Source organism: Nocardia sp. NPDC050408 (assembly GCF_044458905.1).
Classification (GTDB): Bacteria; Actinomycetota; Actinomycetes; order Mycobacteriales; family Mycobacteriaceae; genus Nocardia.
The window spans coordinates 614,002-635,530 of sequence record NZ_JBITIL010000003.1 but is presented as its reverse complement, the minus strand read 5'-3'; the positions used below and the strand labels follow the sequence as shown (position 1 = coordinate 635,530).

The following is a 21,529-nucleotide window of genomic DNA, read 5'->3' as shown; positions in this document are numbered from 1 at the left end:
CGAATCCGCCCTTGGGCGGTAAGGACGTGAGCGGGCAGCGGACACCGGCCGACGACAGCAAACGTCGGCCTGGCGCTGACCGATCAGCGTCGAGCGATACAGAGATGCGTCAGAATGACGCGGCCGCGAGCAGCGGGCACACGGATGACCGGCGGGCCGCGCACGTTCAGCCCGGCTGGGGTCGCCGCGGCGACGGAACCCATGGCCGCCACTAGGGCCAACATAACCAACAGCAGGGCGGGAACCTGACCAATTCCGTTGGGCAGCAATGACTTCAGCACACAATGCCCGGCATGTAGCGAACAGGCACAAATGGGCGGATGGATGGCGGCGGCGTGCAGATCTGCCGAGAGCGGAATAGCCGATTGCGCCGCAGCGTGACTCGCGTGTGCGTGGGAGTGCTCTTCCGCCAGCGCACAGTCGAACATTGGCGCTACGAGCAGCACTGCGGCAAGCAGTGCGAGCGCAGAGCCACCGAGCCGCAACCGACCGATGAGGCTCACGATGGCGCCGCTGCCGCTCCCTCGCCATCCGAGTACGGACTGCGATGGCAGAGACAACACTGCGGTTCGGCGACGACAACCCGTCCGACTCACCTATGCAGCTCCTGCCCAACGAATCAACTTGACCACGAACAACTTTGGGACATTCAGCCTCGACGCCTCCAAGGTACCCGATCGACATCCCGCAGCAATAATCTACTGTCTCCGTACGTAGCTAGTTGGATTAATGTGATCAGATCCACGAACCGAGTTCGGGCACGTTCGACGGCAACGACTCCCCGGCTACCCCTACCGTGCGAGAAAGTGCCAGCCGACCCATGCCCACACGAGGACACCGGCAATCCTCGCCACCCGAGTCCGCGTGAGGTACGCAATCGTTTCACCCACCGGCGCGACCAGATCCCGGCGCACATGCGTGATCACGACTACGCCGAGCGTAACCACCAGCACCAGCACGAACCCGACGATGACGATCACCCGATCGCTCATCTCGACACCAGCCACCAGCCGGCGCCCAACCACACCAGCCATCCGACCACCCGCAGCGGCCAATGCTCGAGTGCCGGATCCAGCAGTGTCGACAAAGTCGGGTGCAGGTCGCTCGGCCGTGTCCAATCCGTTTGCCGCACAAAGGCATACACTTCCCACGCCGAAGCGCCGACCAACAGCGTTGACCAAACAGCCACTCCACGCCGCAGCCGGACGGTGCGTGGAATCTGCTGGGGTCTCGTGCGGAACGCCAACACCAACACCAACACCACCGGCACCACCACCAGCACGGTTGCCGACCAACTGAACGGTCGGGTGGCGGCCCCACCCACCGCCAGCACAGCACCGACGGCCAGCAGCAGCATCCGCCGTCGGATTGGTCGCGCCGAGAGCGCCGGTGCCCCTGCCATGTGGGCAGAATAAGTCCCGTAGCGCCGGATTCGGGCAGCTATCGGTGGCATCTCCACATCGAGTCGGTGACGAGAAGAGCAGCCACGTCGACCAAGCAGTCCCGCGATTCCAGCCGCGGCCAGCGCCACAGCACCGACAAAATGCATCGAGTATGCATCGTTTGATGACTGTCGTGAAGCAAGCCGACGCGGGGTATTCGGGCAGGGGTTCGCAAATCGGTCCAGGTCGACCCTAGTGCGGAAATCAGGCGAATTGTGCGATGGCGTCGTCGAGACTGCCGAGTGTGCGAACCGGCGCCGGCAGCCGCACCGCCTCCCACCCCGGACCCCCGACGAATACGTCCGCGCCCGCGTCGACGCAGGTACGGACGGCGGAGACGAGCGCAGTCGATTCCTGGTGGGACCACAGCATCACGGCGGTCGGTGCCGGCCGCCGGGTCAAGGCGTTCGCCAGGGCGCCGGCCGGTACGTCGGCGCCGAGCATGAGTGCGCCGACACCGCGTTCGACCAGGGCGGCGCGCAACGCCTCCAGCGGCAGCGCGTGCGCCTCACCGCTGGTGCAGGCGAGCACCACCGTGGGCTGTTCCGGAGCCGGCAGCGGCGGATAGTTGCGCTGCAGCACCGCGGTGACGCACCAGGACAGTAAGTGTTCGACGTCGATACAGCCGACGCCACGCCGCTGTTCGGCGACGATCTCGGCGAACGCGGGGCGGCACAGTTCGTTCCAGGTTTCGAGCACGCCGTAGTCGCGGAAATGCGCGGCCAGCTGCCCGGACACCGTAGCGGAGTCGAGGGCGAAGGCCGCTGCCAGCAAAGGTTTTCGGTCGCCCGCCGCGACGGCCGGCCCCTGCACCGCCGCGGCGGCACCGGCCGGGCTGGCACCGGCGCGCACGAGCGCGATCATGCGTTCCAGCGCCGCGATGTCGGCCTCGGTGTAGAGCCGGTGCTGCCCCGGTCGTCGGCGAGTCGGTCCGATGTCATATCGCTGGTTCCAGCTGCGCAGGGTGGCGATCGGGATGCCGAGGCGGTCGGCGACCGCACGCACGGTGTACCCCACTGCGGAATCGGAGGTGGTACCGGCGGTCATGGGCTCATTCTGCCTGCCCGCCACCGGATGTCGTGGACGGCACCACGTACCCAGTGGATTCGCATCGGGCTCTCCTACGATTCCTCGGTGTCGGGCCGGAGTCTACTCGCTCCGACTGCATCGATTATGCATCGATAGGTGGTAGGGTGGGAATTCCATCGACCTCGAAGGAGAACAGTGATCGTGCCTGGTCTACGTCCGCTCCGCCGACTCGCCGTCGTCGCCGCGTCCACGGCCGCGGCACTATCCCTTACCGCGCCGGCGGCCTGGGCCGGCCCGGCTCCGGTAACCCACCTGGATCTGAACCGCTATCTCGGCACCTGGTATCAGCTCGCGGCGGTGCCTCAGTTCTTCAATCTCAACTGTGCCCGCGACACCCACGCCGAATACGCGCTGGACCCGCAGGGCAACGTATCGGTGCACAACAGTTGCACCACCTGGGCCGGTACCCCGAACGAGATCACCGGCACCGCCACCGTGTCCGATCCGGTCACCGAAGCCCAGCTGCACGTGAGTTTTCCGGGTGTGCCCACGCAGGACCAGCTCTACGGCCAGCCGAACTACATCGTGACCTCACTCGGGCCGGACTATTCCTGGGCGCTGGTCACCGACCCACACCGGATCTCCGGGTTCGTCCTGGCGCGGACTCGAACGCTCGATGCCGACGAATGGCGCAGCGTACGCGCCGCGATAGGCGCGGCCGGGGAAAACGATTGCCTCTACCTGACCTCGCCCACCACAAGCGGAGTCGAGGCTGTCGCGCCACTGTGCACGGCCTGAGCGAGGTTCGATTCGATGACCATCACCATCGCACTGTTCACCCGCGACCTACGGGTGCGCGACAATCCGATGCTCACCGCCGCGGTCGGGGAAGGTGCCGCAGTGGTGCCGCTGTTCGTGGTCGACGAGCAGATCGTCGCCGGTCGCTCGTCACCGAATCGGGCCCGATTCCTGGCGGCTGCGCTGGCCGAACTGGACACCGAATTGCACGCTGCCGGTGGCCGGCTGGTGGTTCGCTACGGCGACGTCGTCGATGAAGTGGATCGGATCGTGCGGGATGTTCACGCCGACAGCGTGCACGTCGCCCGTGATGTCAGCTGGTACAGCCGCAAACGCGAGGCGGCGCTGCGGGAGCGGCTGGCCGCACGCAGTTGCCTGCTGCACGCCCATCCCGGCTCGATCACCGCTGTCGATCCGGCGGAGCTGTCCCCATCGTCCGGCCGGGATCATTTCGCTGTGTTCACCCCGTACTACCGCCGGTGGCTGAACACGCCGCTGCGCCGCCCGCTGCACGCACCACGGGAACTCATTGTTCCGACGCCGGTGACCGGTGAGCCGCTGCCGGACTACGCCGCCCGCGACCGTACCGGGTCGCCCCGGCTCGCGGTCGGCGGCGCGATCACCGGCCGAAAGTTGTTGACCGAGTGGCTGTCCGGGGCGGTCCTCGACTACGCGAACCACAGCGACGATCTGGCCTCCGACGCCACCTCGCGGTTGTCCCCGTACCTGCATTTCGGCTGTTTGTCGCCGACCGAGGTGCGCACTCGGACGGATCTGTCGAGCGCGGGCGGTCAGGCGTTCGCCCGCCAGCTGGCGTGGCGGGACTTCCACCACCAATTGCTGGCTGCTCGGCCCGATGCCGGATGGCACGACTACCGGTCGCGGCGCACGGCCTGGCGGGAGGATCCCGCTGCGGCCGCGGCCTGGCGCGGCGGCCGAACCGGCTATCCCGTCGTTGATGCCGGGCTCCGCCAACTGCTGGAGGAGGGTTGGATGCCCGGCCGGGCCCGGTTGATCGCCGCCAGCTTCCTGACCAAGACGCTCGGAATCGACTGGCGCATCGGCGCCGAGCACTTCCGGGACTGGCTGGTCGACGCCGATGTCGCAAACAATCAGCTCAACTGGCAGTGGGTGGCCGGCACCGGCACCGATACCCGGCCGAATCGGGTGCTGAACCCGCTTCGGCAGGCCGAGCGCCATGACCCGGATGGCGAGTACGTCCGGCGCTGGATTCCGGAGCTGGCCCATCTGCCGGGCGCTGCGGTGCACCGGCCCTGGCGTGCCGCAGTGCCGGCGGATATCTATCCCGCGCCGTTGGTGGAATTTCCCGGGATGTGATCGGTATCCCGATCGGATGGCCGGAAGGAGTTCCGGCAGCCCGCACCAAAGCCACGATCCCACACCGTCCGCCCACACTGCTGGAGCTCGGCCGGCGTCCGACATCGACGTCGCTCTCGCTCGTCGGCCACGCTCGCTAGGTCAGATCGAGCAGGGCGAGGTAGGCGTCGAGTTGGGCCGCGCCGGCGAGAAGGTTGCGGCTTCGTGTGGTCAGCCGATCCTGCCAGGCGTCGAGGAAGGCGCTCAACGCGTCCGTACCGCCTGCGTCGCGCAGCGCGTCGAGGAACTGCGCGACCTGGTGCAGCAGGTATCCGCCTCGGCGGAGTTGTTGTGCGATCTGCGCGTCGCGCACGCAGTCCGGTCCGTATTCGCGATAGCCCGTTACCCGGTCGCGTTCGGGGCGCAGGATGCCCTCGGTCTCCCAGGTGCGCAGGGTAGCCGGGTGCACGCCGAGCCGGCGCGCGAGTTCGCCCACGGTCAGGGGTCGACCACTGATGGGAGTGGGAGTAGTGGACAGGGCGCCGAGGGCGGTGGCGACCTCGGTGCGGGTGTTGCGCTCGGCGAGTAGCGCGACGTGCGCGGCGTCGATGAGCCGGTAGGCGGACTCGCTATCGCCTCGATTGGTCGAGCGCATGATCTCCATCGCCTGCTGGTGCCCGTGGCCGCCGCGCAACGCGAGGAAGGCACGCAGAGCTTGTGCGTGCAGGGGCGTGTAGCGCCGGTAGCCGGTCTGGCTGCGCTCGGTCGGCGGGAGGATGCCCGCGTCGTCGTAGTTGCGGATCGCTTGGGCGGACAATCCGTGTTCTCGGGCGAGGTCGATGGGCCGCAGCTCGAACCTCCGATTGAGGCTTTGATGTATTGATTCCAGGTAGAAGTCCTAGAAGCTTCACCCGATTCTTCAACGATAGCGTTGAGGGCAGTTCCTTCCGGAAGGGGTGTTCATGTCTACTGCCGCGTCACTACGTGGAATCGGCCACCAACTCGACGACCCGGCAAGCCTCGGCCAAGCCCTCGACGAACTGCTCGCCGCACACACCGAGCCGCCGACCCTGCTCGCCCTCGGCGAACCCACACACGGGATCGAGGCATTCCCGTTGCTGCGCAACGAAATCCTCACTCACCTCGTCGAACGGGGGTATCGATCGATCGTGCTGGAGACCGATTTCTTTGCCGCATCCGTTGTCGACGACTACGTGGACGGATCCACCGCCGAAATCGACGAGGTGCTGGCGACCGGGTTCAGCCACGGGTTCGGCGCTGTGCCGGGCAACCGCGAACTCGTCGAATGGCTCCGCACGCACAACGCCGGCCGCACACCGTCGGACCGGGTTCGCTTCTACGGCTTCGAGGCACCGGTGGAGTACGCCGGTGCACCGGGCCCGCGACACGCACTGTCCTCGGTCAACGACTACCTGCCCGCGGCGCTGCGCCCCGAATCGGCCCGCGACCTCGACACGTTGTTCGGCCAGGACACGGACTGGTCGAACCCGGCGGCCATGTTCGACCCGGCAGTGTCCATCGGCAACTCCGATCGCGCCCGCGCACTGCGCATCATCGCCGACGACCTCGCGAGTGCGCTGCGCCGCGCGGCACCCGACCTGCACGCCGCCGACCCAACCGGCTACGCCAGCGCCGTCGCACATGCGCGCACCGCCCAGGGCCTGCTGCGCTATCACGCGGCCATGGCCAGTCCCGTGCCCGATCGCATCGCGCTGTTGCTCAGCGTGCGCGCCGAGATGATGGCCGAGAACCTGCTCGCGATCGTTGCCCAGGAGCAGCAACGCGGGCCTAGCCTGGTGTTCGCGCACAACGCCCACCTACAACGCGCGCATGACGAGGGCGAGGTGAGCTGGGGAAGCGCCGGAGCACTCGTCAGACTCACCCTCGGCGAGCGCTACGCATTCCTGGCAACCGACGCCAACCCCGACAGCGCCCCGGGCACCCTCCAGGGCATGTTGGCCGAGGCGACGACCCGTCGTGCTCTGTTCCCGACACCGGCCCTGCGTGCCGCGCTGCCCCCGTCGATCGGCACGGGCAAACCGATTGTGCCCGGCCACATCCCACTGAACCCGGCAGAGCTGGGCGGCGCCGATGCGGTCATCTTCATCGCCGACACCGATGGAAAACGGTATCAATACTGGTAGCAGCAAACTCTAGCTCGACCGGGAACGGCGCCCGAGCATGCGGATGCCGGTGAGGATGAGGTCGATGCCGTCGAGGAACTGCTCACGATCGTCATGGTCGCGCAGCTGCCCGGCAACGTCACGGGTGAACGGGTACTGCTGGGGATCGAGGTTCGCCCACGCGACCGACACCGTGGTGAGGAAATCGGTCCGGTTCGTGCCCTGCTCCAGGACGCGGGCGTTCGCGGCGTTGAGCCCACCGACGCCGAGGATGTAGTTCAGCAGCGCGGACGCCGAGGTGAACTCGGCGGTTTCCGGAACGCCGAGCGCTCGAACCTGCCGTCCGATGCGTTCGAAGATCCGCAGCATCGCCGGCTGCGACGGGGTGCGGGAGAGCTGCGTGCCGACCCACGGATGCGCGTCGATCGCGTCGAAGACGGCGAGCGCGACCGCTCTGACCGCGTCCTCCTCCCGCACGTCATCGGCTACACCGGCGGTCATCGCGGGCGCGAGAACGGCATCGGTGGCGGCGATGAGCAACTCGCTCTTGTTCGCCACGTGGTGGTAGATCGCGCCGGGCCCGGTCCGCAGGTGCCCGGCGAGTCGGCGGAAGGTCAACCCGGCTTCACCCTCGGCGTCGAGCAACTCCACGGCTGCTTCGACGATGCGCTCCTGGGACAGAGCGTCCGCACGCCGCTGTGTCATGTCCTCATCTTGACATGTTTGGAACGCCGTACCAAACTATATTGGAACGCTGTTCCAAAGCTGCCCGGCGAAAGGAATCGAGATGGCCACACCAGTCACGATCATCGGCGCAGGACTCGGCGGGCTCACGCTCGCGCGCGTCCTGCACATCCACGAGATCCCGGTGACCATCTACGAAGCGGAGGCCTCCCCGACCGCCCGCGCACAAGGCGGCATGCTCGACATCCACGACCACAACGGCCAGCTCGCCCTGAAGGACGCCGGTTTGTTCGACCAGTTCCTCGGCCTCATCCACGAGGGCGGCGAGGCGATCCGGGTGCTCGATATGCACGGAACCGTCCTGTTCGACCGGCCCGACGACGGCACCGGCGGGCGGCCCGAGGTGCTCCGCGGTCGGCTGCGCCAGATGTTGCTCGACTCGCTGCCCACCGACACGGTCGCCTGGGGGCGAAAGGTCGCCGCTGTCGGTTCCCTCGGCGACGGCCGGCATGAGCTCACCTTCGTCGACGGATCGACCCGGACGACCGGCCTCCTGGTCGGCGCGGACGGCGCGTGGTCGCGCGTGCGTCCCCTGCTGTCCGGCGCTGAGCCCGAGTACTTCGACACGGTGTTCATCGAGACGTACCTGTTCGACAGTGACGAGCGCCATCCTGCGAGCGCGAAGGCCGTCGGCGCAGGCTCGATGTTCGCGCTCGCGCCCGGGAAGGGGATCGTCGCCCACCGGGAACCGGGCGGCGTCCTGCATACCTACGTCCAACTCAACAAGCCCCGAGAGTGGGGCGACGGCATCGACTTTTCCGATCCCGGCACGGCCACCGCCCGGGTCGCCGAGGAGTTCGACTGCTGGGCGCCGGAGCTCACGGCGCTCATCACCGACGGTGAGACCGCACCGGTCCTGCGGACCATCCACGCCCTACCGAGCGACCACCGGTGGGACCGTGTCCCGGGCGTCACCCTGCTCGGCGACGCCGCCCACCTGACGGCGCCCTCCGGCGAAGGCGCCAATCTCGCCATGTTCGACGGCGCCGAGCTCGGCAAGGCCATCGCCGCTCGCCCCGACGACATCGAGGCCGCACTCACCGAATACGAGGATGCCCTGTTCTCCCGTAGCGCCGAAGCCGCCGCCGATGCCGCACAACTTCTCCCGCTCTACCTCGACAGCAACGCCCCACACAGCCTTATCGACATGTTCACCGGCGCTGAACCTGTCGAGCGCTGATCGGACGCCCGTCGGCCCGGCCCGGCAGCAGCTGCCCGGCCAACGACGCCGGCCAAAGCGGCGTCTCACATACGACCGGGAAACCACCGGTTCGCCCGCGGCCGCGCGACCGACAGCCCTCGCCGAGTGCGTCGACGGCGTCGCTTCGGCCCCGTCGACGCTGGGCATTCGCAAATCCATCACCCTTCGGTCTCGCGCTGTCGGCGATGCCGCGACTGCTGTTCGTCGCCGCGATCGTGCTGAGTCTGCGCCGCATGAGTGCGCCCGGCGTGCGGTGGCTGCACCGCGCCGGCACAGCGGTGCTCGCGCTGAGCCTGGCGGGCAGCGCAACACTCATCCACTCCGCGCTGTTTCCGGTGCTGGCCGTGAGCACGCTCGCTTTCCAACTGTGGGTCGGTGTCGTCGCATGGCACTGGCTGCACACCGATTCCCCTCGCTGATCCCCTCCTCGAGGAGAGAACCGATCCGCGTTGGTTCGACGCCGCCGAGCGGGCGGGCATCGCGGTCCGCAGCATCGATGACACCATCAGTCCGTCATCTACTCACCCTGAGGAGAACCATGCTCGCCGTAACTGCCGATGTGACCGTCAAGGACGGGGCCGGCCCCGAGTTCGAATCCGTCGTCGCCGACCTCGTCACGCAGGTCCGGGCCAACGAGCCCGGCAATCACACCTACCAGCTGACCCGCTCGCAGGCCGATCCCAACAATTACCGCTTCTTCGAAATCTATTCCGACAAGGAAGCTTTGGAGGCGCACACCCGCTCCGACCACTTCCGCGCCGCCGGTAAGCTCATGACGCCACTTCTGGCCGCACCCCCGAGGCTCGAGTTCTTCGACACCCTCTGAACCCCAACCCTCTGCGGACCCGAACCGTCCGCAGAGGGAAATTTAACGTGCGTAACTAGGGCATTTCACGCCGGATAGGTGTGCGTTTCGGTGGCCTTGACCGCGGCCCACAAAGGCACACCGGTCTGCAGACGCAAATCAGCGACGGTCGCGGGAGTGACATCGGCGAGCACGGACGGGCTGCCATCGAGGCGAACCCGGGTGGTGTTGGCGTGCTGTTCGAGCCCGACCACGGTGACCGGCCAGGTATTTCGCGGGCTGCCCGTCGGCTGCTCAGGGTGCAGGCTCACCGCGGTCGGCGGGAACGCGACATGGACAGCGCCCTCGGCCGGTTCGGCCACAGTAAGTGTGCCGCCGTCGTCGAGATCGATCGTGTTGCCGTGGGCTGTGCCGCGATAGAGGTTGAGGCCCACCAGGTTTGCGACATAGTCCGAGCGTGGTCTGCGGGCGACTTCGCTGGGTGGACCTTCCTGGATGATGCTGCCGTTTTCGACGATGACGAGGCGGTCGGCCAGCACCATGGCATCGAGCGGGTCATGGGTGACCAGCACGGTATGTCCGTTGTAGTCGGCGAGATGGTGGGCCAGATCCGAGCGGACCTGCAAGCGGGTGCTGGCGTCGAGTGCCGCCAACGGTTCATCCAGCAGCAGCAGTCGCGGATCGGTGGCGAGCGCGCGGGCCAGCGCGACGCGTTGAGCTTGGCCGCCCGACAGCGCGCGCGGTTTGGCGTGCAGATGCTCGGCGAGGCCGACTCGTTCGAGCCAATACTTCGCGCGCTCACGCGCGGCCCGGCGGTGGTGCCCACGAGCGCGCAGTCCGAAGGCGACGTTGTCTTGGACGGACATGTGCGTGAACAGCAGATAGTCCTGGAATACGACGCCGATCGCTCGCCGCTCGGCCGGGATGAACAGCTTCGGCGGTGCGTCCCACGTATTTTCGTCGAGACGAATGTTGCCACCGGTGAGTGGGGTGAGTCCGGCCAGTGCCCGCAATGCCGTGGTCTTGCCCGCACCGTTGGGGCCCAGCAGTGCGACGACTTCACCCGGTGCCACGCTGACGGCGATATCGAGTTCGAATTTGTCTCGGGTGATGCGTATTTCGGCCTCGAGTGTCATACCGCTCCTCGCGTCCACCGATCCCGCAACGCCGCCAGTACGACCACCGACACCGTGAGCAGCACCAAGCTGAGCACGATCGCGTCCTCGGGATCGGTTTCCAATGCGAGGTAGACCGCCAACGGCATGGTCGTCGTCTTACCCGGAAAGTTGCCCGCGAAAGTGATCGTGGCACCGAACTCACCGAGCGCACGCGCCCAGCACAGCACCGCACCCGCGATCACCCCCGGCATCACCGACGGCAACGTGACTCGCCGGAAAGTCAGCCAACGCGACGCACCCAAGGTAGCCGCGGCTTCTTCGTAGCGGGGGTCGGCTCCCCGCAGCGCACCTTCGACGGAAATCACCAGAAACGGCATCGCCACGAATGCCTCTGCGACGACGACCCCGGCGGTGGTGAAAGGCAGTGAGACATCGAACCACTCATACAGATAGCGCCCGATGATCCCGCGCCTGCCCAATACCAGCAGCAGTGCGACACCACCGACCACCGGCGGCAGTACCAGCGGAACCGTCACCAGTGCCCGCACGAACCCGATGCCGCGGATCTCACCGCGAGCGAGCAGCCACGCCAACGGAATCCCGAACAGAACGCAGACGACAGTCGCCGAGCTCGCACATACCAGCGACAGCCGCAGCGCCTGGCCGACCTCGGCACTGAACAACCGCTCGGGCAGACCACGCCAAGGCGCGCGCAGCAATAGCCCAGCCAGCGGCAACAACAGAAACGCCAAACCGCAGACGGCGGGCAGCACGAGAACGAGCGGTCGCCGCCCGCGCGCTGCCCGCCCTCGCGCCGACGTCCGGATCACGGGTTGTCGAATCCCGCTTCGGTGAACACCGTGCGCGCTCGGTCGGACCGGACGAAATCGACGAACGCCGCAGCGGCTGCGGCGTTGGGAGCCTTGGCCAGCGGCGCGACCGGATAGTCGTTGATCGCCATGTCCGCCTCGGGGAAGTCGATGCCCTCCACCTTGTCACCGGCGGCCTTGACATCGGTGCGGTAAACGAGCGCCGCATCCACCTCTCCGAGGGTGACCTTCGTCAGCACTGCCTTGACGTCGGCCTCACGGGTATCGGGCCGCGGGTGCACACCGGCGACCTCGAATACGGTCTTCGCGGCGGCACCACAGGGCACCTGCTCGGCACACAGCGCGATCTTGGGTTCGGTCTTGCCGAGGTCCGCAAGTCCGGTGATATGGCCGGGGTTGCCCTTGGGGACCGCGATTTCGAGACGATTGCGTGCGAACGTCACCGGCGGCGCCGTGATATCGCCTGCGTCGAGGACCTGCTGCATATTCTTCGGCGCCGCCGAGGCGAATACATCGACTGGGGCGCCCTGCTTGATCTGCTCCGCCAACGCCGAACTCGCACCGAAACTGTAAACAACCTCGACGCCGGGGTGGGCGGCCTCGAACTGCTTGCCCAACTCGGTGAACGTCTCGGTCAACGACGCGGCCGCGAATACCGTCACCGTTCCGGAGATCTTGTCGGTGCGGGCCGTATCGGACGACTTGTCCGATCCACAGCCGATCAATGTCAACGCGACAGCCCCGGTCAGAGCAACCGCGCTCAGCGAACGAATCATCCTCGTCAACTTTCCGGGATTTCTACAACAACATGAGTGGACTTGACCGACGCGACCGCGACGCTGCCGACCTCGAGGCCGAGCTCGTCGACCGAGTCCCGACTCAGCAGCGACACCAACCTGAACGGCCCGGCCTGCATTTCGACCTGAGCCATCACCGTGTCCTTCACGATGCGTGTGACGATCCCGCGCATCCGATTCCGCGCCGAGATCGCGACCGTGGCACCCGGCTCCGGGGCGTCGGAGTTGGCTCGCAGAAATTCCGCCAGCTCTCGGCCACTCACACCCATGCGCCCGTTATCCAGCTGAATAGCGTTGAGTCGGCCCTGATCGATGTACCGCCGCACGGTGTCATCGCTGACACCCATCAACGCGGCAACCTCACTGATCCGCAGATTCGACACGATCAGCAGCATATTGCCGTATCCACGGAATGCATAGCCGAATGCACACGCACGTCCACGGGGCGTCGCCGCGGCGTTTGCGGCGCGTCGTGGTGGGCACGGCGGTCTCCTTCGTTGGGTGCAAGGTTCAGGCGGTGCGGCGAATGAGCAGGACGTGTCGACGCCGTCCCGTCGCGACCAGGTGTTCTGCGTCCCAGGCGCTAATTCTTGCCACGCTCACCACGATCTGGCACGCGATCTTGCTGTTCCGGCAAAATGGCCTCATGGGTCGGGCACGGCCGACGTTCTCGGCGCGGTGGGGGCCACAGCTGATCCGGAACCGTCAGCACCAATCGGTCAGACCGTGAGGACCATGCGGTATCGGGCCCGTCCCCGTTCCATCTCGGTGTATGCCTCGCCGGCTTGATTCAGCGGCCGTTGCTGGATCCGTGTGCGCACGCCCGATTGGACCGCGAATTGCATTGTTTCCTCGATATCGCGGGCGGTGCCGGAGGCGTGGCCGGTGATGCTGAGCCCGCGGGCGATCAGCTGCATCGGGCTGATCGGCAGCGGTTCGGCGGAGACCCCGATGGCGATGAGCTCGCCGCGCGGTAGTAGCCCATCGACGGTTTCGCCCATGGCTTTGGCGTTGCCCACGGTCCCGAGGACAACCGACGCACCGCCGAGTCCCCGTAGTGCTCGGCTGACATCGCCAGCGGTCGAGTCGATGTAGTGGTGGGCGCCGAGCGCGCGGGCATCTTCGGCTTTGTCCGCGCCGCGTGCGATCGCGATCGTTTCAAAGCCCATCGCGTGAGCGAATTGCACGCCGAGGTGGCCCAGTCCGCCGACACCCAGAATGGCGACGCGGTCGCCGGGCACCGCCCGGGTTTCGCGAAGCGCGTGGTAGGTGGTGACACCGGCACAACCCATCGGCGCGGCCTCGGCCAGCGAGAGCGCGTCGGGGATGCGGGCCAGCGCATTGGCCGGTACGGTCACCGACTCGGCGTATCCGCCCGGGTACTGCCAGCCGGGGACCTGGATGTTCTGGCAGTGGATGAAGTCGCCTTCGCGGCACGGCACGCATTTGCCGCAATGCCCACCGAACCAGCCCACGGCAACGCGGTCACCGACGGCATAGTTGTCGACGCCGGCACCGAGTTCGGCAATGGTGCCAGCAATCTCATGCCCCGGTGTCAGCGGCCACGACATATTCGGAAATGCTCCACTGACGAACGCGCGGTCGGTGCCGCAGATCCCGCAGGCCGAGACCGCGAGGCGCACATGGTCGCGCGGCGGTGCGTCTGTTTCGACATCGACCAGTTTCAACGCCGCATCGGCGGACTGCACGTGAACAGCCTGATGAGTAGACATCGGTATGCTCGCTTTCCCTTGGGGAGCGGCGGCGTCGCGGACCTCACCAGAGCGGACCGAGGCAGCGGCACCGGCATTTCTCGAACTATCGCCTGCAACGACGGTGCCAACAGCACCGTGTCACCCTCGTCGCACCACTTGGTCGTGCCAATGTGCAACCGACGAGCCGTCATCCATCCCGCGCGGCGTCGCACCCCCACTCGGCCCATTACGACGCCGTGAAAATCATACGTCCGCAGTTCTTGGCCCCAGGTGACAATCGTTGCGAGCTGGTAGATCATTTGCTCGATACCCCATCGACGGTCTCGATGCGCTATCGGACGGCCTTGCGCTGGCATGTACCGAAGCTCATGCTTCATCAATAGGAACACCGCGCACGTCGAGGGCGATCACTCGGTCCGAATTACCTCCGGCGAACGGGTGCTGTGGGCCGGTGCCAGCGTGCGCTACGACGTGCGCGAATACCCCGATGCAGCAGTCACCCAAAAGCAAAGGAGCAACGATGTCCACGATCCACTTCAAGGAGACCACGAGTTCGACACCGGAGCAGTTCGTGGCGGCGCTCACCGATTTCGGGCCGGGCCGCTCACAACTGTTCGGCAACAGCGCCGACAAATACCTCCAGGTGCACGACCAGGGCCGACGCGACGCTGATGTCACGGAGGGCTCGCATGGCATCTGGGAACGACTGCACTACGACTGGTCGAACCCCGACCGCGTCGTCATGACGACCACCGACTCGAACATATGGGGCGGACACTCGGGTCACACCTACACCTTCACGCGCCGGTCTGACGGGAAGACCGATGTGGATGTGGTCATGGTGCGCGAGGGAAAGAATCTCAAGGGACGGGTCCTCGGAGTCGTGGTCGGGACCGTCGGCAAACGTGTACTGAAACAAGCCCTCGATAAGACCGTCAAAGCTATCGAAACCCGCGGCAACGACCGGGGTGAGTCGCCTCGGTGAGTTCGAAGCCTTCCTAGTGCCGCGTCCCGATAGCTTCAGCCGTACCGAGCCTTGGCTCGGAGGGGTCCGTCGAACGCAGTCGAATGGTGGTCGACCACGCCGCATGCGACCGCCGCATCACTGCGCTCGGCGAGCAGCCGGAGCGGGTGGCGCGGCAAGCTTTCTGGACGAGGCACTTGCGTGACAGCCCAGCAGGTTTGGGTGAGCGGGTTCTGAGCATGTGGTCGGCACTGTGCCAGGGGCACGCAGCTTGATCAATTCCGTTTGATACCAGCCGTTTACGGTATCGGCGACACATCAACCACCACCGGCGTGGCGAATGCCGAGCACAACTATCCGCAACCGTATCGGCGGGCAGTGCCGCGACGATCGACGTCGTCCTCCGCAGGATCGGGACGGTCAGTTCGCGCCACCGCTGTGAATATCCCGGGTGGTCGACAGGCCGAATGAGTAACACCGCGCATGAGATCGGTTGTCCCGTAGGTGCGGTAGGGTCTGCCGACAGGTTCGAGTGCTGGTCCCGTATCGAACCTACTGGGCGGGTAAACACTTCGAGTCCGGTGTCGCGAGCGATCTTTTTTCGGAACAGTCTGTGTCGGTAATTAGTCGACTGGAGTGCTATGACCAGGAAGTATCTGAGGAGTATTGCAACGCTCACCGCGATTGTCGGTGCAGCGACTTGCATTGCCATCACACCCGCTGATGCGGCATCCGGAGAAGTCGATGCCGGTGGCATGCACGTCGTCGCAGCGGTGGATATGAACAATGTCGTCCCGGCCGGAGGCGATATAGCAACGGGAATCCCGTTCGTGCACGCAGTCAAAGTGTCCGGAAATTACTCGGTGTCTGTCGACGGCGTTTCATCCGTTCGCGACGGGGAAATTGCGATCGGATATCTGGTCGGTTGCGCCGTGGATATCAGCCAAGGCGTCTCCATCGGGATTGCGCCGAGCGTCGGTGTCAGCGCGGGTATCGCACCCGAGCTCGCATTGACCCTTGGCGATTCGCCCAGCGTCACTGTCGCAATTTCACCGAATGTCGGCGTCAATGCCAGTCTCACCGGAGCGATTACGGTAAGCCTCGCACCGGGAAACGTCACGGCGGTGGTTATCGGTGCCGCCAGCCTGGATCAGGACGTCACGTTCCCATACACATTCGGCCACACCAACACGCCACTGAACATCAGCGGATGTATATCGCCCGCATCAGCCATGCCTTTCGTCACCGTACGCGCCGACGGTACCGGCGGAACCGCCCAGACAACCGGCTACGGAACAGAATTCACGTTTTAGTACCGCGACCGGATGGCGTCTGCGGTATCGATCCTTGGTTCGGAGGGTTCCGTCGAACGCAGTCGAATGGTGGTCGCCCACGCCGCATTCGACGAGCAGCCGGAGCGGGTGGCGCAGCAAGCTATCCGGACGAGGCGCTAAGGGGCACTGCCGCAAACGCCTCCCCGGATTCCCGGACGTAACGACCCACAAGTAAGGAATCGAGCGCTGGCGCCACCGAGATCGGCCCACCACAGACTCGATAATCGATCACAAGCGGTGAGCGGCCCGTCGTGACGGGCCGCTCACAGTGTTCAGTGGTCTCGGCGGCGTTTTCGGCGTCGAACCGCGTGATCCATTTCGACCGCAGCAGGCGGGTGGGACTCATGAGATCTCCCGTAGCGCCGCGACTGGGCAGGAGTCCACGGCTGTACGAGCGGCGGTCACGAGATCACCGGGCACCTCGGCACCATCGAAACGGTAGATGAGCTCAGCGTTGTCACCGAGGCTGAATATCTCGGGCGCCTGCACGGCGCACAGACCGTGTCCCTCGCACCGCGAGTAGTCGATGGAGATCTTCATGATGGATTCCTTCTATCGAGCTGGAATGAGTTGCAGTGGAAGGCGTTCGAAGCGGTGAATGATGTTGTTGATCGCCCATTCGGGCTCACCGGCGATCTCGATGCGCTCGACGCGCTCGACGAGTGCGGCGAGCATTGCCTGGGTTTCCAGCCGCGCGAGACCTTGACCGGCGCAACCGTGCGTGCCGTGACCGAAGCCGAGTTGGCGGGTCGCGTCGCGGCGGATATCGAAGGTGTCGGGGTCATCCCATTCCAGCGGGTCACGATTGGCCGAGGAATAGATCACCACCACCCGTGCGCCCGCCGGGATGCTGGTTCCGGCGATGTCGGCATCACGAATTGTCTTGCGGGAGAACGCACGCAGCGGTGATTCGAAACGCACAACCTCGTTCACCGCGTTCGGGATGCGGGTGGGATCGTCCTTGAGCAGCTGCCACTGCTCGGGGTGGCGTGCGAACAGATACATGGCGCTGGCGATAGCGCTGATCGTGGTATCCAACGACGGGGCAAGGTAATCGATCAGCAGGGCCGGGCATTCAGCTTGGGACAGCTTGCCGTCGTCGGTTGCCTGCAGCACGTCCACCCCGACGCTGCCCGGCAGCAGGTCCCGCTCGCGGGCGAGCTGCCGCGTGAACTGCATCATCCCGACCGCCGACGGCGCGGTGCGAATGGACTGCCGGTTGAGTGGCCCTAGCGCGTCGAATGTTGCTCCCGCCCACCGCAGCAAGTGTTCCCGACCGTGCTGGGGCCAGCCGATCAGATCCGGTACCACCGACATCGGCAGCGCGGCCGCCAGTTCGGCCCCGTCGATACGTCCCCGCGCGAGCGCCTGCTCGACGGCCGCGACCGCCTGCTGGTCGACCGATTCGCGCATCGCTCGCAGTGCACGCGGGGACAACCGGCGGGCGAGCAACGCGCGGCGGCGTTTGTGCTCCTCGCCGTCACTGTTGAGGGTGGTGCCCTTCGAGAGTCGGTTGGCCACCGGGTTCAAGGCGACGCCGGCTCCGGAGACGAAGGTCTGATCGTCGAGCAGGACGGCTTTGCATTCGCCATAACGCGGCAGCGCATAGGCGCGTTGCTTGGCAAGCCACACCACCGGCCCGAGCTCGCGCAGCCGCGCGTAGTGCGGATAGGGATCGAGAATCCCCTGGTGCGAGTAGATGTCGGGGCGGTAGGCCGGGACATGGGCTCGATTACGCATCGGAATTCCCTTTCGAGCGGTCATAGGTGCGCACCGAACGCAGTCACGACATAGGCGACCGCCAGCACGCCGACGCCGATCGACGGTGCGTACTCACCGACACTGTCACCGGCTTTCATATGGGTGATAAGAGCGCCGATCATCAACAGCATCAGTCCGATTCCGGCCGCCGCCCCGAGCGGCCACCACATCGTGCCGGCCAGTATGCCCAGCGCCCCGGCAATCTCGAGGACGCCGATGCCGCGGAAGGCGGTCACCGAGTAGCCGAAATGTTCGCCACGCTGACGCATGTCCGCCACGGCCAACACCTTGACCACACCGAGCGGTAGAAACCCGATCGCCAACAGCACGGCGAACACGATGGATGCGACTGTCATCGGCGCACACCTACTTTCCATTCGATTGCATAGCCAGCTACGTCAGCCACCGACCTTCGTCGATGCCGGGGCGAGTTCGATGGTTGCGACGACACCGTCTTCGACCGCGGTGGCAAACGCCCCGCACTTGCGCGTTCACTGACGATATCGTCACTCACGAAGATACAGTCAGTCAAGAGCTTCTGAATATTTCGTCAGCGACATTCGTTCGGCCGTTGCCCGAGGAAGCCCAGACCATGACGGCACGACGCATGGCTCCGGCTCGGAAGTGTTGGGCACCATCCGGCTGGGCGGCATGGTTTTCGACTACGCCGCCACCGCGGCCGCGACACGCAACGTATTCCCGATGGGACACGAAAGCGTTTGGTTCACAATCGAATTGATCCGCGATGTGGCCGAGGAATGCCAGCAGCCGTGCTGTGGCTCCCGTACGAACGATTGTTTCTCGGGCCATGCCACGCGAGTTCCGTGCGGCCTACGGGGGATGCGAAGGTGCCGGAAGGCAGGAGTATCAGAGCGCGGGCGGGGTTCACGGGCGTGCTGCTGCCGTGCCGGTGACGCGTTCTCGCCGGCCGCTCAGGCAGCCGTACAGCAATTCCAATATGACCGAGTGACGCTGGGCAGCGAGGTCACCGCACACGCCAGTGCCGTCGGATTCACTGACCGCTCGGGTCGACGTCGGCCGCAGGCGCGAGGTCGCATGGGCTATCCGGGATTTTGATCTCCTGCGGATCTTTCAGCGCGCGACATCGCTCGACTCGGTACGCGCGCTCGTCTGTGAGAGCGGTTCGGCGAGTGTTACTCGGCTCGAGGAGCTCGAATCACGGGATCGACTGGTCCGGCGGAGGCTGCTCAGGCTGGGTCTGCTCTGGATTAGGCCGCTCTGGGTGAGGCTCGAGCAGCGGCTCATCGGGCGACGGCACGTGCGGCGGAGGCGGCACGGTTAGTGAGTAGACGGACTGAAGGTAGCCGGACCGGGTCACTGTGGCCGACGTAGCGCCGACTTGCGCGATCGCGGTTCCCCCGAGCACGAGCGCCACTGGAACCGCTGCCGCCACGACAATCGATACCATCTTCTGTCGACGCGGGTCGGAAGCCCGGCATTTGCTTGTGCCCATAGATATATCCCTTTCATACGAAAAGAGATTTGGAACCATATATTTATATCCGCCAGCCACACGAATTATCGAAAGACTTCGGAATATCTCCGAGCATAGGTGACAGTTTGCCGCATGTCCATGGCATATGTTCGATCCGTATGGTCGATGAAATAGGTAACCCACGGCTCTGCGCAAATGTACGCTCATCGGCATTTCTGGATGCTCGGGAGGCTCAGCGGGAACCGGCAATTCCCTGCCGCCACGCTGCACCATGACCGGGCGGACCGTCGCCCAGAGGATCTCGTCAAGGTGCAGATCGCAGCGAGCGCTATTCAGGGCCGCCATCGGTCACCACCCGCACCACCATCTCCGTGCGCATCACCTGACACCAGACATGCCGAAACCTCAACGCGCCCTAGCCCCACCAGTCGAGGCGCGTCAGTCGTTTCACGATCCGTCGGCCAACTCGAAGTGTTCAGCGACAATGTCGTCCGGGTACTCGGTCAACACGCGGCGATAGGGAAACGTTCGACGACCCGGTCATCGAGGAAGCGAGAGCGATTGCGGACGGCCCGAAGCTCTCGCTATCCATTGTTTCCCTCATGAAGGCAAAAGGACGTCCTACGGTGCAACTCGCGCAGGATGAGGCGTTCGACCGCCTATTCCACTCCTGCCAGCGTAGGCGTTCCACCTGGAAGTTCAGGACACCTACAAGCCTCCAGAGGAGTCCGAGCCGTTCCAGAAGTTCCTCCAGGACGAACCCGACGACTGTTCATGGTTCCGACCGTGGCTCGACCTCACGCTGCCCGCTGCCTTCTCGACACCTGCTAACACGGAGTCGAAAATGTGCACTAGGTCGATCAAACACTCTGGTTTATCCCCTGGTCCGCGTGGCCGCTACATCTTCCGTCCGGAGAGCCGTTGCGCTACGCGGACCGCGTGGTCAGCGAGGTGCGCCGACGTCGGCACGTGCCGTGGTGACCGTGGCTGCGGCGGCCGCCCGAGCGTCCTCGACGGTTCGTCGGCCGAGCCCGCACGCGGTGGCTACCCCATGTGTGGCTCGGCCGGAGGCCTGTTCGAACAGTGTCAGCGCGCGGATGCTGTCGTCGACATCGTCGGCAGAGACGACACCGGCGATCAGTTGCCAGCCGGGATCCAGTCGCCGCAGCGGGCGATAGAACGCCGGATCCAACGGGGCCGGATCGGCACCGTAGGCGCAGGGAACATGTACGACCGGCAGGGGCACTCCGCGTTTGCGCAGTAGCCGGGAGAGGTGGCCGAGTAGGTTCACCACTGGCGCCAAGCCGCGGGGGGTCAGCAGGTTCTTGTGCTTGTAGTCGCCGTAGCACAGGTGCAGGGTTGTTGCCGCGCCGATCTCGTGGGTGCGGATGAGAAAGCCGCCGAGCTGGCGTGCCAGCAGCGGTCCCAGTGACCACTGCGCCCGCAGTTGCTCGGCTTTGACCATGCCGAGCGTTGCGATCGGTGATTCCACCTGCCACACAACGCGATCGCCGTACCGAGCGGTCACCTCGGACATCTCCTGCAGCACTGCGTCCGTGAATACGGGCAGATGCTGAAGAGCGGTGACGACCACACCGAGGTTGCGGACTGCGGGCCCCATGGGAAGGCCGAGCGAGACCGCCGCGCCGGCGAAAACGTACAGGGCCAGATCCAATGGGTTGGGCTGGCTGATCTGAACCCGCTTGTCCGCCAACTCTGGACGGCTGCGCTGCAGCGACTCGAACTCCGAGACAATCGCACCGATCCGCTCGACTCGCCCCATCGCCGCATCGCGTGGTTCGAGGATGTGGCCGGGCCGCACACCGTAGCTGCGCATGTCGCTGTAGTCGGCGTAGTCGCCCGTGCGGACGATGCTGAAGGCGTCGCGTGCTTCGAGAGTACGCAGATAGGCGACGACCCAGTCGGCATCGAGGTCGCGCGGCACTGCGGTCAGTGGCCAACCGTCACTCTGGTCGGCGAACCATTCCAGGACGTCTCGATCGCTGGTCATCAGGGCCTCGGGCAGGCTACCGACGAAATGCGCGTATCTGGTCATGGCGGCTCCTTCGAACGA

Annotated in this window: 23 protein-coding genes and 1 pseudogene; 9 read left to right on the top strand and 15 right to left on the bottom strand. The window is 65.6% G+C overall.

The window, feature by feature from the left end:
• Positions 1-83: 83 nt before the first annotated feature.
• From ACIBJI_RS12720 to ACIBJI_RS12705, 4 genes are all read right to left on the bottom strand, one after another.
• Positions 84-503 (bottom strand): hypothetical protein, encoded by a 420-nt coding sequence (locus ACIBJI_RS12720; RefSeq protein ID WP_364339410.1) that lies wholly within the window; start codon positions 501-503, stop codon positions 84-86.
• Between the two features lie 288 nt (positions 504-791).
• Positions 792-992 carry a DUF6186 family protein gene (locus ACIBJI_RS12715; RefSeq protein ID WP_396955846.1) on the bottom strand — a complete coding sequence of 67 codons (201 nt, stop codon included), beginning with the start codon at positions 990-992 and terminating at the stop codon, positions 792-794.
• Positions 989-1,402 (bottom strand): hypothetical protein, encoded by a 414-nt coding sequence (locus ACIBJI_RS12710; protein ID WP_397084092.1) that lies wholly within the window; start codon positions 1,400-1,402, stop codon positions 989-991. The genes ACIBJI_RS12715 and ACIBJI_RS12710 overlap by 4 nt, the downstream gene beginning before the upstream one ends.
• Before the next feature lie 244 nt (positions 1,403-1,646).
• The gene (locus ACIBJI_RS12705; RefSeq protein ID WP_364339404.1) at positions 1,647-2,489 is read right to left on the bottom strand and encodes a MerR family transcriptional regulator; all 843 of its coding nucleotides are present in this window, start codon (positions 2,487-2,489) and stop codon (positions 1,647-1,649) included.
• A gap of 177 nt (positions 2,490-2,666) precedes the next feature.
• On the opposite strand from ACIBJI_RS12705, the gene ACIBJI_RS12700 reads away from it, so the two are divergent.
• Both ACIBJI_RS12700 and ACIBJI_RS12695 read left to right on the top strand, forming a co-directional pair.
• The gene (locus ACIBJI_RS12700; RefSeq protein WP_364339402.1) at positions 2,667-3,269 is read left to right on the top strand and encodes a lipocalin family protein; all 603 of its coding nucleotides are present in this window, start codon (positions 2,667-2,669) and stop codon (positions 3,267-3,269) included.
• Positions 3,270-3,284: 15 nt separating this feature from the next.
• Complete coding sequence (locus ACIBJI_RS12695) at positions 3,285-4,607, top strand: cryptochrome/photolyase family protein (RefSeq protein ID WP_397084089.1); 1,323 nt, start codon at positions 3,285-3,287, stop codon at positions 4,605-4,607.
• Between the two features lie 136 nt (positions 4,608-4,743).
• Here the strand turns inward: ACIBJI_RS12695 and ACIBJI_RS12690 are convergent, their stop codons facing one another.
• Positions 4,744-5,436: a MerR family transcriptional regulator gene (locus ACIBJI_RS12690; RefSeq protein WP_364339803.1), complete on the bottom strand. Its 693-nt coding sequence runs from the start codon at positions 5,434-5,436 to the stop codon at positions 4,744-4,746.
• A gap of 112 nt (positions 5,437-5,548) precedes the next feature.
• Here ACIBJI_RS12690 and ACIBJI_RS12685 point away from each other — a divergent pair, with 112 nt between their 5' ends.
• Positions 5,549-6,751 carry an erythromycin esterase family protein gene (locus tag ACIBJI_RS12685; protein ID WP_397084087.1) on the top strand — a complete coding sequence of 401 codons (1,203 nt, stop codon included), beginning with the start codon at positions 5,549-5,551 and terminating at the stop codon, positions 6,749-6,751.
• Between the two features lie 9 nt (positions 6,752-6,760).
• Here the strand turns inward: ACIBJI_RS12685 and ACIBJI_RS12680 are convergent, their stop codons facing one another.
• On the bottom strand, positions 6,761-7,435 hold the full coding sequence (locus tag ACIBJI_RS12680; protein ID WP_364339396.1) for a helix-turn-helix domain-containing protein: 675 nt from the start codon (positions 7,433-7,435) through the stop codon (positions 6,761-6,763).
• Between the two features lie 82 nt (positions 7,436-7,517).
• On the opposite strand from ACIBJI_RS12680, the gene ACIBJI_RS12675 reads away from it, so the two are divergent.
• The 3 genes from ACIBJI_RS12675 (at position 7,518) to ACIBJI_RS12665 (ending at position 9,501) form a co-directional block, all read left to right on the top strand.
• Complete coding sequence (locus ACIBJI_RS12675; RefSeq protein WP_397084085.1) at positions 7,518-8,654, top strand: FAD-dependent oxidoreductase; 1,137 nt, start codon at positions 7,518-7,520, stop codon at positions 8,652-8,654.
• A gap of 206 nt (positions 8,655-8,860) precedes the next feature.
• Positions 8,861-9,094: a hypothetical protein gene (locus ACIBJI_RS12670; RefSeq protein ID WP_364339392.1), complete on the top strand. Its 234-nt coding sequence runs from the start codon at positions 8,861-8,863 to the stop codon at positions 9,092-9,094.
• Between the two features lie 119 nt (positions 9,095-9,213).
• The gene (locus ACIBJI_RS12665; protein WP_364339390.1) at positions 9,214-9,501 is read left to right on the top strand and encodes a putative quinol monooxygenase; all 288 of its coding nucleotides are present in this window, start codon (positions 9,214-9,216) and stop codon (positions 9,499-9,501) included.
• A 65-nt stretch (positions 9,502-9,566) separates the two neighbouring features.
• Here ACIBJI_RS12665 and ACIBJI_RS12660 read toward each other — a convergent pair whose 3' ends face one another.
• From ACIBJI_RS12660 to ACIBJI_RS12640, 5 genes are all read right to left on the bottom strand, one after another.
• Positions 9,567-10,616, bottom strand: a complete 1,050-nt coding sequence (locus ACIBJI_RS12660) for an ABC transporter ATP-binding protein (RefSeq protein ID WP_364339388.1) — start codon at positions 10,614-10,616, stop codon at positions 9,567-9,569.
• Complete coding sequence (gene modB, locus ACIBJI_RS12655; protein WP_364339801.1) at positions 10,613-11,425, bottom strand: molybdate ABC transporter permease subunit; 813 nt, start codon at positions 11,423-11,425, stop codon at positions 10,613-10,615. Before modB ends, ACIBJI_RS12660 begins: the two co-directional genes overlap by 4 nt.
• The gene (modA, locus tag ACIBJI_RS12650) at positions 11,425-12,204 is read right to left on the bottom strand and encodes a molybdate ABC transporter substrate-binding protein (RefSeq protein WP_364339386.1); all 780 of its coding nucleotides are present in this window, start codon (positions 12,202-12,204) and stop codon (positions 11,425-11,427) included. Before modA ends, modB begins: the two co-directional genes overlap by 1 nt.
• Positions 12,205-12,209: 5 nt before the next feature.
• Entirely contained in the window at positions 12,210-12,608 is a 399-nt protein-coding gene (locus ACIBJI_RS12645; RefSeq protein ID WP_364339797.1) for a TOBE domain-containing protein, read from the bottom strand.
• 336 nt (positions 12,609-12,944) lie between these two features.
• Positions 12,945-13,958 carry an alcohol dehydrogenase catalytic domain-containing protein gene (locus ACIBJI_RS12640; RefSeq protein WP_397084081.1) on the bottom strand — a complete coding sequence of 338 codons (1,014 nt, stop codon included), beginning with the start codon at positions 13,956-13,958 and terminating at the stop codon, positions 12,945-12,947.
• 502 nt (positions 13,959-14,460) lie between these two features.
• Between ACIBJI_RS12640 and ACIBJI_RS12635 the strand changes: the two genes are divergently transcribed.
• Positions 14,461-14,925: a hypothetical protein gene (locus ACIBJI_RS12635; RefSeq protein ID WP_364339382.1), complete on the top strand. Its 465-nt coding sequence runs from the start codon at positions 14,461-14,463 to the stop codon at positions 14,923-14,925.
• 620 nt (positions 14,926-15,545) lie between these two features.
• Complete coding sequence (locus ACIBJI_RS12630) at positions 15,546-16,217, top strand: MspA family porin (protein ID WP_397084079.1); 672 nt, start codon at positions 15,546-15,548, stop codon at positions 16,215-16,217.
• A gap of 363 nt (positions 16,218-16,580) precedes the next feature.
• Here ACIBJI_RS12630 and ACIBJI_RS12625 read toward each other — a convergent pair whose 3' ends face one another.
• Genes ACIBJI_RS12625 through ACIBJI_RS12615 form a run of 3 tightly spaced genes read right to left on the bottom strand, consistent with a single transcriptional unit; the run spans position 16,581 to position 18,355 of the window.
• Positions 16,581-16,778 carry a ferredoxin gene (locus ACIBJI_RS12625; protein ID WP_364339377.1) on the bottom strand — a complete coding sequence of 66 codons (198 nt, stop codon included), beginning with the start codon at positions 16,776-16,778 and terminating at the stop codon, positions 16,581-16,583.
• A 12-nt stretch (positions 16,779-16,790) separates the two neighbouring features.
• On the bottom strand, positions 16,791-17,978 hold the full coding sequence (locus tag ACIBJI_RS12620; protein ID WP_364339375.1) for a cytochrome P450: 1,188 nt from the start codon (positions 17,976-17,978) through the stop codon (positions 16,791-16,793).
• A gap of 20 nt (positions 17,979-17,998) precedes the next feature.
• Positions 17,999-18,355 (bottom strand): DoxX family protein, encoded by a 357-nt coding sequence (locus ACIBJI_RS12615; protein WP_397084076.1) that lies wholly within the window; start codon positions 18,353-18,355, stop codon positions 17,999-18,001.
• 1,791 nt (positions 18,356-20,146) lie between these two features.
• Here ACIBJI_RS12615 and ACIBJI_RS12610 point away from each other — a divergent pair.
• Positions 20,147-20,242, top strand: a pseudogene (locus ACIBJI_RS12610) (hypothetical protein); the annotation flags it as partial.
• A gap of 156 nt (positions 20,243-20,398) precedes the next feature.
• On the opposite strand, the gene ACIBJI_RS12605 reads toward ACIBJI_RS12610, so the two are convergent.
• Positions 20,399-21,511, bottom strand: coding sequence for a hypothetical protein (locus ACIBJI_RS12605; RefSeq protein WP_397084074.1), 1,113 nt, complete (start codon positions 21,509-21,511; stop codon positions 20,399-20,401).
• Positions 21,512-21,529: the final 18 nt, after the last annotated feature.

Bases quoted from the DNA above. Each gene is read 5' to 3' on its own strand.
- ACIBJI_RS12680 (WP_364339396.1), bottom strand. From the start codon at position 7,435: ATGACACAGCGGCGTGCGGACGCTCTGTCCCAGGAGCGCATCGTCGAA.
- ACIBJI_RS12660 (WP_364339388.1), bottom strand. From the start codon at position 10,616: ATGACACTCGAGGCCGAAATACGCATCACCCGAGACAAATTCGAACTC.
- ACIBJI_RS12685 (WP_397084087.1), top strand. From the start codon at position 5,549: ATGTCTACTGCCGCGTCACTACGTGGAATCGGCCACCAACTCGACGAC.
- ACIBJI_RS12630 (WP_397084079.1), top strand. From the start codon at position 15,546: ATGACCAGGAAGTATCTGAGGAGTATTGCAACGCTCACCGCGATTGTC.
- ACIBJI_RS12615 (WP_397084076.1), bottom strand. From the start codon at position 18,355: ATGACAGTCGCATCCATCGTGTTCGCCGTGCTGTTGGCGATCGGGTTT.
- ACIBJI_RS12665 (WP_364339390.1), top strand. From the start codon at position 9,214: ATGCTCGCCGTAACTGCCGATGTGACCGTCAAGGACGGGGCCGGCCCC.
- ACIBJI_RS12605 (WP_397084074.1), bottom strand. From the start codon at position 21,511: ATGACCAGATACGCGCATTTCGTCGGTAGCCTGCCCGAGGCCCTGATG.
- modA (WP_364339386.1), bottom strand. From the start codon at position 12,204: ATGATTCGTTCGCTGAGCGCGGTTGCTCTGACCGGGGCTGTCGCGTTG.
- ACIBJI_RS12620 (WP_364339375.1), bottom strand. From the start codon at position 17,978: ATGCGTAATCGAGCCCATGTCCCGGCCTACCGCCCCGACATCTACTCG.
- ACIBJI_RS12715 (WP_396955846.1), bottom strand. From the start codon at position 992: ATGAGCGATCGGGTGATCGTCATCGTCGGGTTCGTGCTGGTGCTGGTG.
- ACIBJI_RS12635 (WP_364339382.1), top strand. From the start codon at position 14,461: ATGTCCACGATCCACTTCAAGGAGACCACGAGTTCGACACCGGAGCAG.
- ACIBJI_RS12675 (WP_397084085.1), top strand. From the start codon at position 7,518: ATGGCCACACCAGTCACGATCATCGGCGCAGGACTCGGCGGGCTCACG.
- ACIBJI_RS12695 (WP_397084089.1), top strand. From the start codon at position 3,285: ATGACCATCACCATCGCACTGTTCACCCGCGACCTACGGGTGCGCGAC.
- ACIBJI_RS12710 (WP_397084092.1), bottom strand. From the start codon at position 1,402: ATGGCAGGGGCACCGGCGCTCTCGGCGCGACCAATCCGACGGCGGATG.
- ACIBJI_RS12670 (WP_364339392.1), top strand. From the start codon at position 8,861: ATGCCGCGACTGCTGTTCGTCGCCGCGATCGTGCTGAGTCTGCGCCGC.
- ACIBJI_RS12705 (WP_364339404.1), bottom strand. From the start codon at position 2,489: ATGACCGCCGGTACCACCTCCGATTCCGCAGTGGGGTACACCGTGCGT.
- ACIBJI_RS12640 (WP_397084081.1), bottom strand. From the start codon at position 13,958: ATGTCTACTCATCAGGCTGTTCACGTGCAGTCCGCCGATGCGGCGTTG.
- ACIBJI_RS12625 (WP_364339377.1), bottom strand. From the start codon at position 16,778: ATGAAGATCTCCATCGACTACTCGCGGTGCGAGGGACACGGTCTGTGC.